Origin of the sequence: Neptunomonas sp. (assembly GCF_041601355.1) — a bacterium.
Classification (GTDB): domain Bacteria; phylum Pseudomonadota; class Gammaproteobacteria; order Pseudomonadales; family Balneatricaceae; genus Neptunomonas.
In genome coordinates, this window is the sequence record NZ_JBFIIH010000088.1 from 1 (window position 1) to 17,925 (window position 17,925).

Below are 17,925 nucleotides of genomic sequence, written 5' to 3' on the forward strand. Positions count from 1 at the left end.
GCCTGAAATGCCATCATGAACCCCTGCCCTGAGGTGTGCATCACCGCATAGCCGATCTCAAAGCTGCGTTTGTTGATACGTTCGAGTATTTCCAGACAGACAGCAGCACGGCCTTGCGGGCCAATGTCACGCCAGGCTTTACGTGCATCCTGCATGGCAGGCAGCAACTGATCCAGATCCACCCGCGGGTATTTGACGTTAAGCTCAATGCCATAAGGTGATACTTCAGCGCCCGCTTCACCGACGATACCTGGCATATCCAGTGCAAAACTCTGATTGAGATAGTTTTTAAACGCCGCTTCGCCATCGGCATTGGCGGTTTCGCCATAGGCACGCGGGCTGGGGTTTTCCGGGTAGGGCGTCCAGTAGTCACGGGTTTTAATGGCATTAAGGGCGGCGTTCAGTGTGTTCTGGTGCTTGTCTAGTAAGGTAGCAAGCCGGGGCGTCATCACGTAGCTCATGAGGATTTTCTGTCCTTGTTCTGTATCGGTTCTGTAAAGAAGTTTTTAAGGGGTTATTTTTTATATTTTCTTTATATTTTCTTTGTCAGCGATTTATAGATAGAAGAACCATACACCAAAGTTTATGATACATAAAGAACGTCTTTAGTTATAAATATTGTATCCCTTTCTGCTTTTGGTTAACCTTAGGCAATAACAATACGAAAGATAACGAGAAAAAAGGCGCCATTGCATGCACAATTATCAAGATATACTTGTCGATGAGCCCCAGTCCGGGGTGCTTACCATCCGACTAAACAGGCCTGAATCTTACAACGCGCTTCGCACCCAACTACTTAAAGAGTTGGCCGGGGTTCTCGACCAAGCCGCTGACGATAGCAATATAAAAGCAGTCATTATCACAGGAAGTGATACTGTTTTTGCCGCCGGAGCCGACATTAAAGAGATGGCATCTCTGGATGCCGTCGGTGTGATGAACGACCCTCGCCCAGCCTACTGGCGTCGCATAGCCCTCTTCCCTAAACCTATTGTTGCTGCCGTTAATGGTTTTGCCTTAGGCGGCGGCTGCGAATTGATGATGCACTGCGATATTGTTATTGCAGGAGACAACGCGCTATTCGGCCAGCCGGAAATCAATCTGGGCATCATTCCGGGCGCAGGCGGAACCCAGCGCCTGATTCGTACTATCGGCAAATCAATGGCCATGCAGATGGTGCTGTCAGGTGAGTTTATAACCGCTCATCAGGCCCTATCTTTTGGGCTGGTCAGCGAAGTTACTATTCCTGAACTTTCTCTTCAACGTGCCACCGAGCTGGCACGTAAAATTGCTACCAAGCCTCCAATCGCCGTCAGACTCGCCAAAGAAGCACTGTTAAAGGCTTACGAAACGACACTGGATAGTGGTCTGAATCTGGAACGAAAATCCTTCACGTTATTAGCGGCGACGCAAGATCGTAATGAAGGAATCTCTGCTTTTATGGAAAAACGCCAACCAAACTTCACAGGAAAATAACCCCATGTCTTACGAAACCATTGAATTCACTATTTCTGAAGGCGTTGCCGTACTTACCCTGAACCGCCCTGACAGCCTGAACAGTTTCAACGCGCAAATGCACTCAGAAGTTAAGAGTGCGCTTAAAGAGGTGAAAAAAGATAGCTCTGTACGCTGCTTACTGTTAACGGGTAATGGCCGCGGGTTCTGTGCAGGACAAGATCTGGGGGACAGAAATGTTGCACCGGGAAGCGCTCCACCGAACCTCGGCGAATCCATAGAAAAAAATTATAGCCCTATGCTGCGTACCATTCGTAGCTTAGAGATGCCGGTTATCTGTGCAGTCAACGGTGTCGCTGCCGGCGCGGGTGCTAACATCGCTTTTGCGTGCGATATCGTGTTGGCGGCCAAATCAGCGTCGTTCATTCAGGCATTTTGTAAAATCGGATTGATCCCTGATTGTGGCGGTACCTGGACATTGCCTCGTTTGGTTGGCCCTGCCCGCGCCATGGCGCTTTCCCTGCTTGGCGATAAGATTTCAGCAGAACAAGCAGAACAGTGGGGCATGATCTGGAAATCTGTTGAGAACGAATCCCTACAGGATGAAGCGATGGCGATGGCACAACATTTTGCCAGCCAGCCTACTAAAGGCCTGGCGCTGATTAAGCGTGCTATTCAGGCATCAGCAGACAATACATTTGATGAGCAACTTGATCTGGAACGTGACTTGCAAACCTTAGCAGGCCGCACAGATGATTATCGTGAAGGCGTTGCTGCTTTTATCGGAAAACGTAAACCCGCGTTCAAAGGACAGTAACCATGAGTGTCATTAATTCTACAGCAGTGATCGGTGTGATTGGTGCCGGCACTATGGGAGCGGGTATCGCTCAGGTTGCTGCAAAAGCTGGTCATCCGGTACTGCTATATGATGCATTTGACGGCGCAGCGCAGCGAGGCTTGGAGGGTGTGGCCAAAGGACTGAGCAAACTGGTTCAACGCGGGAAAATGCAACAAAGTGATGTAGATGCACTGCTATCACGTATCACAGTAACCGACTCTTTGGACAGCTTCGCGCCTGCCCGCGTAGTTATCGAAGTCATTGTTGAGCGCCTGGATATTAAGCAATCAGTTTTTGCTCAACTGGAAGAGATCTGCGCAGACGATACGATTCTGGCGACGAATACCTCTTCCATCTCCGTGACGACGATTGCCAGCAAGCTCAAGCGTCCACATAATTTAGTCGGTATGCACTTCTTCAACCCTGCTCCGATCATGAAACTCGTAGAAGTAATTAGCGGTTTGGACACTGATAAAGACGTGGCTAATGCTATCTATGATTTATCAGCCAGTTGGGGGAAAAGTCCGGTTCGTGCTAAATCCACACCCGGTTTTATTGTTAACCGTGTCGCCCGTCCATTTTATGCAGAGGGTTTACGCGTACTTCAGGAAGGCGCTGCAGATGAGGCAAGCATCGATGCGATCGTGCGTGAAGCCGGTGGATTTCGCATGGGGCCATTCGAACTAATGGATCTGATCGGCCATGATGTTAACTTTGCGGTGACTTCATCCGTCTTTGCAGCCTTCTTTAATGACCAACGTTTTCTTCCCTCGTTAATTCAACAGGAATTAGTCAGTGCCGGTCATTTGGGACGCAAATCCGGGAAAGGATTTTATGACTACAGCGAGCAGGCAGAAACGCCAACAATCAAAACAGCAGCGCCAGCTCCTGCACCTCAAAACGTAACCATCGAAGGGTGCCTTGGTGTTGCTGAACCGCTGGTAGCACTCATAGAAGCAGCCGGCATTAAAGTAAGCCGCATCCGGGAAGGCTCTGGCGCTATTTTAATCGGTGATACCACCTTACAACTGACCAACGGGCAAATGACAACGTACCGTGCTGATATTGCTCGTAACAGTAATCTCATTCAGTTCGATCTGGCTCTGGATTATGCCAAAGCTACGCGTATCGCGCTGGCTCCGGCTGATCAGGCCAGCCCCGCTGCCATACTAAAAGCCATTGGGCTTTTCCAGGCAATCGGTAAGAAAGTTACCGTTATTGATGATGTTGCCGGTATGGTTTTAATGCGCACCGTTGCGATGCTCGCCAACGAGGGCTATGACGCTGTTAACCAGCAAGTATGTTCTGAAAGCGATGTTGATGTAGCCATGAAAGGCGGCGTTAATTATCCATTCGGGCCGATAGAATGGGCAAAAAGTGTCGGCCTGGTCCGCATCATGAACGTCCTTGATAATCTGGCGAAGAGCTATGGCGAAGACCGCTATCGCACCTCCCCCCTTATTCGCCGTAAAGTTGCCGGAGGTAAGTCATGAGCATAACTTCTGACATGACACCCGATCAGTTAGCACACGCCTGCAGCATAGCCATGCATGAAAATGACCACACTGCGAAAGCACTGGGAATGGAGATTATTGAGACGCGTGCAGGTTTTGCCCATCTCGAGATGGTCGTACGCAAAGATATGCTCAATGGCCATGCCATCTGCCACGGCGGTATGATTTTCACTTTGGCCGATACCTCCTTTGCACACGCCTGCAATAGCTATAATAAAGTCACTGTTGCCAGTGGTTGCACTATTGATTTTGCAGCACCTGGTTTTGAAGGCGACCGCCTGAAAGCTATCGCAGAGGAACGCCATCGCAAAGGCCGCACCGGTGTTTACGACATCACTATTTACAATCAGAAAGATCAAGCACTCGCTTTTTTCCGCGGTAAGTCTCACCAAATTAATGGCGTCCTCGTAGACGACTCTGACGAATCTGCTCTACATGGCACAAAAGGAGAATAATTCATGAAAGATGCATTTATATGCGATGCTGTCCGGACCCCTTTCGGTCGCTACGCCGGAGGCCTGGCAACGGTACGTCCCGACGACTTAGGTGCTGTTCCGATTAAAGCACTGATGGACCGCAACCCAACTGTTGACTGGACCACTGTCGAAGACATTATTTACGGCAACGCTAATCAGGCTGGCGAAGATAACCGTAACGTCGCACGTATGTCCGGATTGTTAGCGGGCCTTCCTGTCGCTGTACCAGGTACGACTGTTAACCGCTTATGCGGCTCAGGTATCGATGCCATCGGCATGGCTGCCCGTGCAATCAAGTCGGGTGAAACTGAACTGATGATTGCCGGTGGTTGCGAGTCAATGTCACGTGCACCTTTTGTCATGGGTAAAGCAGAATCAGGATTCAGTCGTAATCCTAATGGCCTTTACGATACAACCATCGGCTGGCGTTTCATTAACAAAAAGATGAAAGAGCAATACGGCGTAGATTCTATGCCTGAGACTGCAGAAAACGTCGCAGAAGAATTCAATATATCGCGCGAAGATCAGGATCTTTTCGCATTCCGCAGCCAACAGAAAACAGCTGCAGCCATGAAAAAAGGTCTCTTTAAAGAAGAGATAGTAGCGGTTGTCATCCCACAGCGAAAAGGCGATCCCATCGTTGTCGATACCGACGAACACCCACGCGCATCAACCACACTGGAAGATCTGGCTAAGCTAAAAGCGCCTTTCAGAGCCGGCGGCTCTGTCACTGCAGGTAATGCTTCTGGCGTAAACGACGGAGCATGCGCACTATTGATCGCCTCTGCAGAAGCGGCTAAAGCCAATGGCCTGACGCCTAAGGCACGTATCGTCGCGATGGCAGCAGCGGGGCTTGAGCCTCGCATTATGGGCTTTGGCCCGGCACCTGCTACTCGCAATGTACTGAAAAAAGCCGGTCTTACTCTCGATCAGATGGATGTTATTGAGCTTAACGAAGCATTTGCTTCACAGGGCTTAGCCGTGATGCGCGATTTAGGCCTGGCTGACGATGCTGCCCACGTTAACCCGAACGGCGGAGCCATCTCTTTAGGTCATCCCCTTGGCGCTAGTGGCGCACGCTTAGTGACAACCGCTATGTATCAACTTCATCGTACCGGTGGTCGTTATGCATTGTGCACTATGTGTATAGGCGTGGGACAAGGTATAGCCATGATTATTGAGCGCGTTTGATTACCCCTATAACTAATATAAAAAATATAACAAATATAAAAGAGTGCTAAGGCTTAGCCGGATATCCAGCATTAGCCCTTACGATTGCCAAAGAACTGCCAAAGAACAACAGGATTATAATAATATGTCTATTGAAAAAACCCGCAGCGGCTCACTCGATGATATCGAAATGGCGAGCATTGATGAACTACGCGCATTACAGCTCAAACGAATGCGCTGGAGTATTGCGCATTGTTATAACAATGTTCCTGCTTACCGTAAAATGTGTAAAGACAAAGGGGTTCACCCTTTTGATCTGAAAAAACTGGAAGACTTAAAGCTCTTCCCATTCACCCAAAAAGATTATTTGCGTAATAACTACCCGTTCGGAACCTTCGCGGTTCCTAACCGCGATGTTGTACGTATTCATGCGTCCAGCGGAACCACCGGTAAGCCTACCGTAGTCGGTTACACGCAGAACGATATCGATACCTGGGCTAACGTGGTCGCGCGCTCAATCCGTGCGGCTGGCGGACATCACGGCGATAAAGTCCATATCTCTTATGGATATGGTTTATTTACCGGCGGGATGGGTGCCCATTATGGGGCTGAACGCCTCGGCTGTACGGTTATCCCAATGTCTGGCGGCCAGACAGAGAAACAAGTACAGCTGATGAGGGATTTCGATCCTGATATCATCATGGTAACCCCTTCTTATATGCTTAACCTGATTGATGAAATGGATCGTCAGGGCGTTGATCCGCATAAACTTTCATTACGTCTGGGTATCTTCGGTGCAGAGCCATGGACTGAAGAGATGCGTAAAAATATTGAAGCACGCCTCGGCATAGATGCTCTGGATATCTACGGATTATCTGAAGTCATGGGCCCGGGCGTTGCTCAGGAATGCCTTGAAAGCAAAGACGGCCCGACCATTTGGGAAGATCATTTCTACCCTGAAATCATCGATCCGAATACCGGTGAAGTATTACCGGATGGTGAATACGGAGAACTGGTCTTCACCTCTCTGACCAAAGAAGCGCTACCGATTATCCGTTACCGCACACGCGATCTGACGCGCCTGCTACCCGGTACCGCTCGTCCGATGCGCCGTATCGATAAAATCACAGGGCGCTCAGATGACATGATGATTATTCGGGGCGTGAACGTATTCCCAACGCAGATAGAAGAACAGATTCTTAAAGTTTCTACTCTGGCTCCGCATTATGAGATCATTGTTACCAAAGAAGGAAACCTGGATAAAGTTGAAGTTAAAGTTGAGATGACGCCTGATGCCCGCGATGCTGATCAGCTCGCAGCAACCAAAGAACTGCAACACCACATTAAAGCCGTTGTTGGGATCAGTACGCGTATCACTGTTGTCGATGGCGGTACTATTCCTCGCTCTGAGGGCAAAGCCAAGCGTGTCTTCGATAAACGCAAAGACGGCTGATTTTAATGAGCTGAACCATCTGTTAAAGGCCGTTATATACGGCCTTTTTTAATTCTATGAGTTGTCCTGAACAGGGTTGTTAATACCCGCCTTTATAACGTATATTGTATTAACATCTTTTACGAAATACTCTTATGCAACTGAGCCGATTCACAGACTATAGCTTACGCGTACTTTTCTATGCGGCCATTAACAATGATCGTCTCACTACATTATCTGAGATAGCACAATTCTATGATATCTCTATAGAACATCTGCGTAAGGTTGTTCACGCGCTGTCTAAATCCGGTTACCTGAAGACGTTTCGCGGCAAGAACGGCGGCATTCAGCTAGGCAAAGATCCTGCAGATATCAACATTGGCCTTGTCGTTGCACAAACCGAAGGGTTCAGGCCCATCATAGATTGCGAACACCATTCCTGCCGTTTGACAAACTTCTGCACACTTCAACCTATTCTCAATAAAGCAAAAAATGCTTTTATGGACGTTCTCAAAGAACATACACTCGCTGACCTCATCGCTAATAAGCCTATGCGCCAGGGACTTATTGGCTCGGATGTAACGACACCTGACCGGCCGACTAAACCGGTAAACTAAACCGGTTTATAGGCTGACAACGGGGCATTACCCCTCATGTTTATTCAGCTTTTTTGCTCAGTTTTTTATCCCGGCTGTGTAAGTCTTCGCTTTGTAAAAAATGAGGCCTGATCAGTTCATAATCCTGCCCTGTAACAGACATCCCTTTATAGCCATCTGCCCGATGAATGGATGCGACGGCCGTTCCTGTGACGTCTAACCACGAACGGTGCATTTCATCTCGTTTCTTTTTGCTCAAGCCCTTATTCATCTAACCACCCCTTGCTATGACTCATCCAAATAAAATTGTACTGAAAGTTGCTCCAAGCAATAAAATGTATTTACAAAACATTTTATATATGAATAATAGGTATATATCAAATACATTTTAATAATTCAATTATTCACTTATACACTTTGATAAAAGAAAAGGCCACGCCATGAGCATCTTCGATTCTGAAATATTCGTATTAGCCTGTGTGATCCTGATGATCATGTACAAGTTCTGGTCTGTCTGGACCGTGTCCAAACAATCAAAGGCATCACGCGAAGGGAAAATGATTTTTATTGGCCTGATCAGTGGTGCGACTGTTTTTGGGGTCATGGCCAAGCTCTATATCAGCATGGCCATGAGTCTTACCTAGCAAACTGTCGGGCTTAAATAAAAGCCTTATACTGCAAGTTCAAGTTTGACGGCAGACACCAATACGCCATTATTATCGGCATAAACATAGTGGCCAGGCTTGAACGTAACACCACCAAAGGTTACATCAACATTCAGATCACCCAAACCACGCTTATCTGTTTTCATAGGATGTGCACCCAGCGCCTGAACACCCAAGTCCAACCCACCAATCGCATTTACGTCGCGTATACAGCCATTAATAATGATGCCTTCCCATTCATTTTTTTCAGCTTTTTCAGCAAGCAAATCGCCCAGCATAGCACGGCGCATGGAGCCTCCCCCGTCTACCACCAGTACTTTACCTTTACCGGGTAAAGCGACCTGCTCACGCACCAGCGAGTTATCTTCGAATGCTTTAATGGTGACTATTTCACCACCGAAGGTTTCACAACCACCAAAATTACCAAACATAGGTTCAACGACTTGCACCAACTCTGGAAATTGATCACATAACTCGGGTAGTAAGTCTTCCACATTTCTCTCCTTAATTTTCAAATAACCTAAAATACTAATGCTAAAACAGCAGCTTAAAAAACACTTCTAAAAACCAACTGTAAAAAGTCACGCTAAAAATTTACCTTAAGAAATTCTTGAATGAATTCCCTGAATAAATAGCGCTATTTTATTACGCAAACCGATGTTTACAACACCACTTTGATCTGTACGGTATTTTTAACAACATAAAAACATGCTTATTGATTATTTAAACATTTGAGCATGAATCTTTCCCGTTTTCAGCGCCTTTTTCTAAAGTTCGGCTAAAATTAGTCGATAAAGAAAGATATACCCAACTAACAAACCGGAGGCCCACCATGATTGGCACTCTGCACTCTCACAGTTCTTTCACTCAACAAAGCTCCCAGACAAGCTTTCAACAAGCAACGTCCAGCGGAAACTCTCCTGAAGCGGCCAGCCAGAATACGGTGCTTAACAGGCTAGCCAGTAATATTCCGGGAATGAGTACAGGTGACCTTAACACACTGAGTGCAGACGACTTCTCGCCTGAGAAAGTCGCCAGTCGTATTGGTGATTTTGTAGCACAGGGACTGGAAGCGGCACGTCGTAGCGGTCGCTCCGAAGAAGATATTCAAAAGATGTATAACGCGGCGGTTGATGGCGTTAAGAAAGGCTTTGAGGAAGCACGCGAAATTCTTGATGGCTTAGGCGCTTTAACAGACAGCATCTCATCGAATATTGACCAGACTGAAGACAAGACAATGGATGCCCTCAGTGCTCTGGCGCCTGGACAGCAAACATCTGAAGATGCTCAGGTTTCCCGGCTTATGGCAGCTGAACGCTATCAGGAAGCCGAAACGCTGTCGTTAAAAGTAAAAACACAAGATGGTGATGAAGTCACCATTAGTTTTTCTAAAAGCAGCCAATACGAAGGTTCATTCGGCATAGAAAAAGATCAGCAAGGCAACTCCCAATCGCTGTTCAACATTAGCCGCAATGAAAGCAGCGCGTATAAATTTTCAGTTGAGGGTGATCTGGATAATGACGAAATCGATGCACTGCAAAACCTGATTAAAGATGTGAACGAGATATCAAACGAGTTCTTCGATGGCGATGTCCAGAAAGCATTTGATATGGCCAGCGAGTTCCGTATGGATAAAACAGAACTTGCATCGATGAACCTGCGCCTGACTCAGTCTGAACAGTATAGTTCGATTGCTAAATACACCGATGTAGAAAATATGCAGAACTCAGGTAACAATTCTGATATGAACCCAGGCAAACGCTTAGGTCATATGATGCACAACATGCATGGCGCAACTGATAACCCTAAGCTGGGCTTTATGCAAGATGCTTCCAGCTTTAGCCGCGAGATGTTATCGACATTGGTGACTCAGGATATTCGTTACCGTGATTCCGATGAACCAGAGAAAGCACGTTATAACGCCAATCTGGAGAGTATGAACAATTTCCTTGCCAGCCAGCAAACCGCTTCGGTTGAAGCTGAGCAATAACAGACTCCTTCCACCCTCGTTATTCAGGGCCCTTGCGGGCCCTTTTTTTATATGGAGTTTTTAGCGACTCGCCCGAATTAAATCCAGTAATGCCTGTGCAGGATGCCGGATCTGTTTGTCATCCATACGCTTCACCTGGCTTCGACACGAATACCCTGTCGCCACCAGCTGTCCTTTTGTGTCTTCTGCATTCACAACGTCACGCCAGCTAAGGTCATAGATCTTTTTCGAGGTCGCCAGGTTTTCGGCTTCATGACCATAAGTTCCAGACATGCCGCAACAGCCCAGCGCTTGAACATTGAGTGTTTGACCCAGCGCCGAAAAGATCTGTTGCCATTGTTTGATTGAGGGTGCCGCCGATGTTTTCTCGGTACAGTGCGCCATCAGCGTAAATGTACGCTCAGGCAGCCCGGCAGCTTTTACTGAGATCAGCGCTTGCTGTGTAGCCAACCATTCCTGAATCAGGTTAACGGTGGGTAAACGATCAACCGCTTGCGCATACTCCTGTCTGTACGTGAGTGTCATCGACGGGTCGACGCCAATCAACGCAACACCGCTCTGATCCAATGCGCGTAGCATGGAAGCATTCTTAATAGCCGCTTTTTCAAATGCCTGCATAAACCCATGGACATGCAGAGGCTTACCGTTTGGCATAAAAGGTGCCACCATGACATGAAAGCCCAACTCTCTGAGTAAGTCGATCAAATCCAGTACCAGCTGAGTTTCAAAGAAGCTGGTGAAGGCATCCTGAACGATAATCACAGACCTGTTTCGCTTCTCTGCATTCATGGTTCCAATCAGCTCTACGCTGGCGAACTCAACCCCTTTTTCTTTTAAGCCTTTAACCAGCGTATGTTTGCACACGACGGGGCTATCAACCATACCCACGTATTGCTTAAACAAGCGCTTCATGACCCGGTTATTCATCGCCCAATTATAAGGTGCCGGGAACTTAGCGATGGCAGGCACCATAAACTCCAGACTGCCAACCATGTAATCCTTCGCAGGCCGCAGGTAACGACTGTAATACACTTCAAGAAAACGGGCTCTGAAATCGGGTACATTCACTTTAATAGGACACTGCCCAACACAGGATTTACAAGCCAGACAGCCCATCATTGCTTCGTGGACTTCATGTGAATAGTCGTATTCACCCTTTTGTTTTTTAAAGGTATTCCTGATTTTATCCGGCAGAGTTTTCAGATACGAACTACGCTTCACACGGCCACTCATATCGGTAAGATCGACACCCTTTTCAGACATCAGACGCAACCATTCACGTATCAGTGAAGCGCGGCCTTTAGGGGAGTGTATGCGCTCACGTGTGCCTTTCCAGGACGGACACATAGCATCGTTCGGGTCATAGTTATAACAAGCACCATTGCCGTTACAGAACATCGCTGAGTCGTAAGTTTCGCGGGTTTTAAGCGGAATTTGACGATCAAGCTGACCACGTGTCCGTACGCCGTCAATTTTTAACAGCTCCGCTCCGGCGATTAATGGCGTGGCAATCTTACCTGGGTTGAGTTGGTTATGCGGATCGAAAACGCCTTTAATACGCTGCAACTCAGGATAAAGCTCACCAAAAAATGCCGGCGAATATTCAGAGCGCACGCCTTTACCGTGCTCACCCCATAGCAAACCATGATACTTCTGAGTAAGTGCGACTACCTGATCAGTAATCTCACGAACCATTGACTCCTGCACCTCATCTTTCATATCAATAGCAGGACGCACATGCAGCACACCCGCATCCACATGGCCAAACATACCGTAGGCTAAACCATGACTATCCAGTACGGCGCGAAACTCCATGATAAAGTCAGCCAGGTTTTCCGGAGGTACCGCGGTATCTTCTACAAAAGGAATGGGACGCTCCTGGCCGCTGGCATTACCGAGTAATCCAACCGCTTTTTTACGCATGCCCCACACTTTATTTATCTCGCTAGCACCATAGACGACAGTAAAACCAAAGCTCTTACCCGTCGCGCCGGCAACGGCTTCCAGATGCTGTGTCAGCTTTTCAACGCGGGCTTGCAATTCCGCCTCATCGTCTGCGGTATATTCAACCAGATTGATGCCCAGTGTTTCCGGATCGCCCTCTTTCTCAGGAAAGTAATCTTTAACCGTGTCCCAAACGATATCACCCATCGCTAAATTAAGTACTTTTGAATCGATGGTTTCGATTGATGTCGGGCCCCAATCCATTAACGCTTTAGCATCCCTGAGCGAGCTTTCAAAGCTGTTATATTTAACATTAACGAGCGCCGCAAACTTCGGGATCGGTAGTACATTCAGTTTGGCTTCGGCAATAAAGGCAAGCGAACCTTCTCCTCCGCACAAAACAGAATTAAGGTTAAAGCGTCCTGACTCATCTCTTATATGCGCCAGGTCATAACCGGTTAAACAACGATTGAGTTTCGGAAACTTTTCTTCAATCAAAGCTTTTTTATCGGTATAAATCTCATCAACCAAGCGATGAATCTCACCCACCCGATCCTGCCTCAACTTTAATGAGGCCAGCTGATCGTCTTCCAGTGGTAAAGAATCCCAGACGGTGCCGTCTAACAATACGCTTTTAAGTTCGAGCACATGATCACGCGTCTTGCCGTATAAACAGCTGCCCTGTCCACTGGCATCCGTATTGATCATTCCGCCGACCGTAGCGCGATTACTGGTGGATAACTCTGGCGCAAAAAACAAACCATAGGGCTTCAGTGCAGCATTCAACTGATCCTTAACAACGCCGCCTTGAACTCTTACCCAACGCTCTTCCTGATTAATCTCAAGAATACAATTCATGTGTTTAGAAACGTCAACAATCAGGCCATCCGTTAATGATTGCCCATTGGTGCCGGTACCACCACCACGGGGCGTTAAAACGATATGATTGAACGCCTGCTCAGATGACAACTCGGCAATCAGCACCAGATCCGCCAGAGTTTTAGGATAAAGAACACCTTGCGGTAACACCTGATAAATACTGTTATCGGTCGATAATGCAATACGGTTGGCATAATCCTGATTCAGCTCACCGGCAAACCCTTTATCCTTTAATGCATCGATAAAAGACAGATAGTGGGTTTGGGTTGTTTCAACAGTGGATATTCTGGGAATCATGGGGTAATCACATCTGGTTTGTTTTTAATTGCACTATGATGCAGAATCATGATTAATCATTCAAACGATAAAATTTAATCAATTAATCGAAAATAATGAATAATATATCTTACCGCCACTTAACGGCCTTTATTGAGGTTGCGCGTCATGGCAGCTTTACGCATGCCGCTGAGCATTTGCATGTGACTCAGTCGACACTCACCGCGACTATAAAACAGCTTGAAGTACAGGTTGCCCTGCAACTCTTCGACCGCACCACCCGGCGGGTCAACCTGACCCGCGAAGGTGAACGCTTCTATCCGGTTGCCGAACGTCTTATCTCAGATTTTGATACGGCGATTAATGATTTAAGAGCCAGTGCCCAGCAACAGCGTGGCCAGGTCGGTATCGCTGCCTCTCCCTCTGTACTCAACAGCCTGCTGCCGGCGGTGATTGAGTCCTACCGCGCAGCCTTCCCTAATATAGGACTCTCGTTAAAAGAGGAAGGTGCCAGCGGCATTGAGGACAGTGTTATTAATAATCTTGTTGATTTCGGGATTGGTGGTAACAGATCGGCTCACCCCGAGCTTTTATACCAACCGATTCTTCAGGATCAATACGGCGTGGTGATGAATTCGGATGACCCGCTGGCGAATAGCGATCTAATTCGCTGGGACGAAATCAGCTCAAGATCATTAATCTTACTCTCCGCTGAAAATGGCATCAGAATTCAACTTGAAAAGAGCATTAAAGAGCAACACTTACCCTTGTCATTAGATAAGGTCATGATAGAGGTATCAACGCCAGCCACACTGGCAGCGCTGATTCAAAAAGGTATCGGGATTAGTATTTTGCCAGCACTGGCGGCGTCAACAGAGGCGTTTCATTTGATGCAGTTTTGCCCGTTAACTCAACCCGTATTAAAAAGAGAGCTATGCTTGATAACACGCAAAGGGCGTTCAATAGGCCCGGCAGGGCAAGAGTTACTTAAGCGGGCTATCCAGTATTTTCAAGGTGCTGATTTACCCGCTTATGTAGAGGCGCTGCAGAACACATTGAAGAGACCACTGAAGAGCCCACTGAAAAAGCAGTAGTCAGACTTTTCTGATACCGTCCGGGCTGATAGAGATGAGCCCTTTTTTCATCAGGGTGCCAATCGCCATTTTGTAAGATTTTTTGCTGATGCCAAACGCTTGATAAATATCTTCTGGTGGGCTTTTATCACCCAAAGGGCTGTATCCGCCACGACTATCAAGATCTTTCATAATCCGTTGCGACAACTCATCAACTTTGCCGTAGCCGGGTTTGTCCAGCATCACATCAACCTTACCTTCAGCCAATACACGCTTAATATAGCCTGTTAACGTCTGCCCCAGCCTTACGGTACGAAACAGATCTTTTTGATGCAGAACGGCACCATAGCGGTTATCAACAACTACACTGAAACCCAGATCATTATGGCGATAAGCAAACAGACTCACTTTATCGCCAACCGTTAAGCCTTGCGGGTCTTTTTCGAGGAATTTTTCTAATTTAGCAGAAGCGGCCAGGCGATCGCTGTTGTCCAGATAGATTCTGACCATCACTTTCTGTCCGACTTCCAGTGCACGCTGTTGCTCGCCATATGGCAGTAACAGGTCTTTGGGCATGCCCCAATCAAGAAACGCACCGATACGGTTGACCTCTACCACTTTTAAACTAGCAAACTCACCCACCTGGGCTATGGGTGCATTGATACTGGCCACCACAAAATCATCAGTATCCAGGTAAATAAAGACCTCTAGCTGATCGCCGAGCTTACAGCCTTCCGGCACCTCTTTTTTCGGCAGTAAAATCCCACCAAATTCGCCGCCATCAAGATAAACACCGAAATCCGCTTCGCGCATTACAGTGAGGGTATTCATTCGGCCTACATCAACCACGGTATCTATCCTGTCTGATCATTTAAGAGAAAGCATGGACGGAGATATTATCAGAAAGCCACTCTTCACCCAATCAGTTTAAGCCGATGCCGTTAAATACTAACGGTTGTATACTGAGGGTCAGATCCATTCAACATCAGCCGTCAGAATATAACCCACCCCATAGACTGTTTTAATCAGAGTCGGGTGTTTAGGGTTACTCTCTATTTTCTTTCTTACGCGCGACATACGCACATCAATACTACGATCAAAAGGTGAAACCCGTTCACCTAACAACTGATCACGCGACAGTATTTTACGCGGCGAGTGTAATAGCAACATTAATAACTCATGCTCTGCTGAGCTGAATTCAGCCCCTTCTCCCGCATCGCTCTGACCGGAAAGCCCGCCACTCAGTGTTAATGTTGATGGGTCATAGCGCCACCCGGCAAACTGCGCAACTTTTATGGCCGACGTATCATTTTCATGAGCGTTTTTCTTTAAACGACGAAATAAGCTATTCACTCTTGCGATGAGTTCTCTGGGTATAAATGGCTTAACAATGTAATCATCCGCACCCAACTCTAAGCCTAACACCCGATCAGTAATACTGTCCCGACCAGACAAAATCACCACTCCCATATTGGCTTGCTCACACAGCGACTTCACCAGCTCTATGCCATCCATATCAGGCAGGCCTAAATCAACAATACACAAATCAGGCGAGCGAACCGACAATGCTTTTTTTAACTGAGCGCCGGTTAGAAATGTTTCTACATCAAACCCGTAGGCACCCAGCTCACGACTCACAATGTCACAAATATCACGTTCATCATCAATGATGTAAATCAATCTACGTTCACTCATGAGTAAAGCACTCGCTTTTATTCTTCATCTTCTATCTCAAAAAACTTTTGTAATTGTTTGATATCAAATGGCTTCTGAAGAACGTTGTAATGATGCTTACCCTCACGCCCACTGTTTTCATCGAAAGCATACCCTGTCATCAAAACAACACGACTCATCGGATGAGTAAACTTGAAAATATCCGCCAGGTCATAGCCGTTCGTTTCACCATTTAAGCGGATATCGGAGACCAGCGCATACACATCGTCTAAAACCGCTATCAATGCTTCCGCTTCTTCTGCCGTGGACGACTCAATGACATTAAAGCCCATTTTTCTGAGTAACTCACGTACCACCTGCCGAACATCATCATCATCTTCAACCAAGAGTACTAGCTTTCCTTTCCTCTCTTGATGCTCATATTCTTGCGAATCGACAGGACCCGCCACAAGTTCTACCTCTACAGCGGGTAGTAATAAAGTTATTTCGGCCCCTTGCCCGGGGGAACTGGTAACTTTTATGTAGCCATTAGATTGCTTAACAAACCCATACACCATACTCAACCCCAGTCCTGCCCCGGCACCTGAACCGGCAACATCGGAGCGTGTCGTGAAGAAAGGCTCAAATGCCATCTGCATAGCATCTTCAGTAAAACCTTGCCCGGTATCAGCCACTTTGATCTGCATATAGTGCCCCGCAGCGACCTCCTCATCCAGAAACAGGCTTTGTGTTTCTACATTCAGTTCAGTCACTGAAAATCTTATTTCCCCACCACGTGGCATCGCTTGCTTGGCATTCAAAGCCAGATTTACCAGTGCGTCTTCCAGGCGCCCCGGATCAACAAAGGGTAAGCCATGAGTTTTATTCTTATCAAAAATCAGTTCTATGTTGCTCGGTAATGATCCCTGCAGCAGTTCGATGGTTTCCTGCAACAACAGGTTAATATCACAAGGCATAGGCGCTAAAGGCTGGCGTCTGGAGAAGGCCAGTAACCGGTTGGTTATATTGGCACCACGTTTTGCAGCGCGTATTGAGGGTTTCAGGTACCGCTGGAGTTCGGCATCCATCTGGTAATGCTCGGCTGCAGAGACTAAGTTACCTAAAATAATCGAAAGCAGATTATTAAAATCATGTGCTAAGCCGCCGGCCAGATGACCGACGGCACTCATTCGCTGCGCTTCCAGTAATTTTTTCTCCACCTCTTTTTCTGAGGTGATATCCAGCGCCACCAATAAAACACCCACCACGTTTCCGGCATCATCATAGCAAGGCGTTATCAGACGCTTAGTGATGACTTGGTGATCCCGGGACCAGTTACTGTACTCCCTGGCAGATTCAACCCCATTAAGAGCTTCAGTTAACTGCGCTTGCATGGCCTGATATTGATTCTGGCTGAGCACCGCTAAACTTTGACCGGTAATCTCTTCTTTGGATCTTTGCAGTGCGTCTGCATAGCGTTGATTGACAAACTGGAACTGCAGCCTCGTATCAAAATAAGCCACTTCGGCAGGCAACAGGTCAAGAATAATGCGTTGCCGTTCTTCTATTAACGTTAATGCATACTGTGCTTTTTCGCGCGACATTACAGTATCCATCAATTGTTGATTACTCTGTTCAAGTGCAAGAGTACGGCTCTCTACCTTAAGATCGAGATCCTGAATATTGTTGCGGACACGTTTTACCATCTCGTCGAAAGTTTTAGCCAATATGCCTAACTCATCATCACGACGAAAACCAGCGGTTGCGGTCAGCTCACCTCTGGATACACGTAATGCGGTATCGGCCAGTTGCTTGATCGGATTGGTCACCCAATAGATAAAGAAGAAAGCCATAGCAATGGCGACGAGTAACGATATTAGCGCAATGCTTAAAATGCGATCACTTAATTGTTCAGAACTACTTTTAAGCTCATCCACATACACAGTAGAACAGATATACCAATCAAA

The 17,925-nt window shown here is 47.1% G+C and carries 16 protein-coding genes and 1 pseudogene; 10 read left to right on the forward strand and 7 right to left on the reverse strand.

The features are described from left to right. A pseudogene (locus ABY436_RS13605) lies at nt 1-461 on the reverse strand (phenylacetic acid degradation protein PaaN); the annotation flags it as partial. 232 nt (nt 462-693) lie between these two features. Here ABY436_RS13605 and paaF point away from each other — a divergent pair. The 7 genes from paaF to ABY436_RS13640 all read left to right on the forward strand — a co-directional run bounded on the left by paaF (nt 694) and on the right by ABY436_RS13640 (nt 7,499). Continuing rightward, nucleotides 694-1,473, forward strand: a complete 780-nt coding sequence (gene paaF, locus ABY436_RS13610; protein WP_372739503.1) for a 2,3-dehydroadipyl-CoA hydratase PaaF — start codon at nt 694-696, stop codon at nt 1,471-1,473. Between the two features lie 4 nt (nt 1,474-1,477). Beyond that, nucleotides 1,478-2,269 (forward strand): 2-(1,2-epoxy-1,2-dihydrophenyl)acetyl-CoA isomerase PaaG, encoded by a 792-nt coding sequence (gene paaG, locus ABY436_RS13615; protein WP_372739504.1) that lies wholly within the window; start codon nt 1,478-1,480, stop codon nt 2,267-2,269. A 2-nt stretch (nt 2,270-2,271) separates the two neighbouring features. Then, a complete protein-coding gene (gene paaH / locus ABY436_RS13620; RefSeq protein ID WP_372739505.1) occupies nt 2,272-3,783 on the forward strand; it encodes a 3-hydroxyacyl-CoA dehydrogenase PaaH in 1,512 nt (503 codons plus the stop codon). Beyond that, complete coding sequence (paaI, locus tag ABY436_RS13625) at nt 3,780-4,259, forward strand: hydroxyphenylacetyl-CoA thioesterase PaaI (protein WP_372739506.1); 480 nt, start codon at nt 3,780-3,782, stop codon at nt 4,257-4,259. Before paaH ends, paaI begins: the two co-directional genes overlap by 4 nt. Nucleotides 4,260-4,262: 3 nt before the next feature. Next, the gene (gene pcaF / locus ABY436_RS13630; protein ID WP_372739507.1) at nt 4,263-5,471 is read left to right on the forward strand and encodes a 3-oxoadipyl-CoA thiolase; all 1,209 of its coding nucleotides are present in this window, start codon (nt 4,263-4,265) and stop codon (nt 5,469-5,471) included. A 124-nt stretch (nt 5,472-5,595) separates the two neighbouring features. After that, complete coding sequence (paaK, locus tag ABY436_RS13635; protein ID WP_372739508.1) at nt 5,596-6,903, forward strand: phenylacetate--CoA ligase PaaK; 1,308 nt, start codon at nt 5,596-5,598, stop codon at nt 6,901-6,903. A gap of 134 nt (nt 6,904-7,037) precedes the next feature. Next, entirely contained in the window at nt 7,038-7,499 is a 462-nt protein-coding gene (locus ABY436_RS13640) for an Rrf2 family transcriptional regulator (RefSeq protein WP_372739509.1), read from the forward strand. Between the two features lie 40 nt (nt 7,500-7,539). On the opposite strand, the gene ABY436_RS13645 is transcribed toward ABY436_RS13640, so the two are convergent. Next, complete coding sequence (locus ABY436_RS13645) at nt 7,540-7,749, reverse strand: hypothetical protein (RefSeq protein WP_372739510.1); 210 nt, start codon at nt 7,747-7,749, stop codon at nt 7,540-7,542. 169 nt (nt 7,750-7,918) lie between these two features. On the opposite strand from ABY436_RS13645, the gene ABY436_RS13650 reads away from it, so the two are divergent. Continuing rightward, nucleotides 7,919-8,122, forward strand: coding sequence for a hypothetical protein (locus tag ABY436_RS13650; protein ID WP_372739511.1), 204 nt, complete (start codon nt 7,919-7,921; stop codon nt 8,120-8,122). A gap of 26 nt (nt 8,123-8,148) precedes the next feature. Here the strand turns inward: ABY436_RS13650 and rraA are convergent, their stop codons facing one another. Then, the gene (gene rraA / locus ABY436_RS13655; RefSeq protein ID WP_372739512.1) at nt 8,149-8,637 is read right to left on the reverse strand and encodes a ribonuclease E activity regulator RraA; all 489 of its coding nucleotides are present in this window, start codon (nt 8,635-8,637) and stop codon (nt 8,149-8,151) included. Between the two features lie 338 nt (nt 8,638-8,975). Between rraA and ABY436_RS13660 the strand changes: the two genes are divergently transcribed. After that, nucleotides 8,976-10,133: a DUF5610 domain-containing protein gene (locus tag ABY436_RS13660; protein WP_372739513.1), complete on the forward strand. Its 1,158-nt coding sequence runs from the start codon at nt 8,976-8,978 to the stop codon at nt 10,131-10,133. Between the two features lie 60 nt (nt 10,134-10,193). Here ABY436_RS13660 and ABY436_RS13665 read toward each other — a convergent pair whose 3' ends face one another. Further along, a complete protein-coding gene (locus ABY436_RS13665; protein ID WP_372739514.1) occupies nt 10,194-13,253 on the reverse strand; it encodes an FAD-binding and (Fe-S)-binding domain-containing protein in 3,060 nt (1,019 codons plus the stop codon). A 95-nt stretch (nt 13,254-13,348) separates the two neighbouring features. Between ABY436_RS13665 and ABY436_RS13670 the strand changes: the two genes are divergently transcribed. Then, nucleotides 13,349-14,326: a LysR family transcriptional regulator gene (locus tag ABY436_RS13670; RefSeq protein ID WP_372739515.1), complete on the forward strand. Its 978-nt coding sequence runs from the start codon at nt 13,349-13,351 to the stop codon at nt 14,324-14,326. On the opposite strand, the gene ABY436_RS13675 is transcribed toward ABY436_RS13670, so the two are convergent. The 3 genes from ABY436_RS13675 to ABY436_RS13685 all read right to left on the reverse strand — a co-directional run. Continuing rightward, nucleotides 14,327-15,154 (reverse strand): S1 RNA-binding domain-containing protein, encoded by an 828-nt coding sequence (locus tag ABY436_RS13675; protein ID WP_372739516.1) that lies wholly within the window; start codon nt 15,152-15,154, stop codon nt 14,327-14,329. Nucleotides 15,155-15,274: 120 nt separating this feature from the next. Further along, nucleotides 15,275-16,000, reverse strand: a complete 726-nt coding sequence (locus ABY436_RS13680; protein WP_372739517.1) for a response regulator transcription factor — start codon at nt 15,998-16,000, stop codon at nt 15,275-15,277. 17 nt (nt 16,001-16,017) lie between these two features. After that, nucleotides 16,018-17,925 (reverse strand): ATP-binding protein (locus ABY436_RS13685; RefSeq protein WP_372739518.1); only part of this gene is annotated, 1,908 nt, incomplete at its 5' end.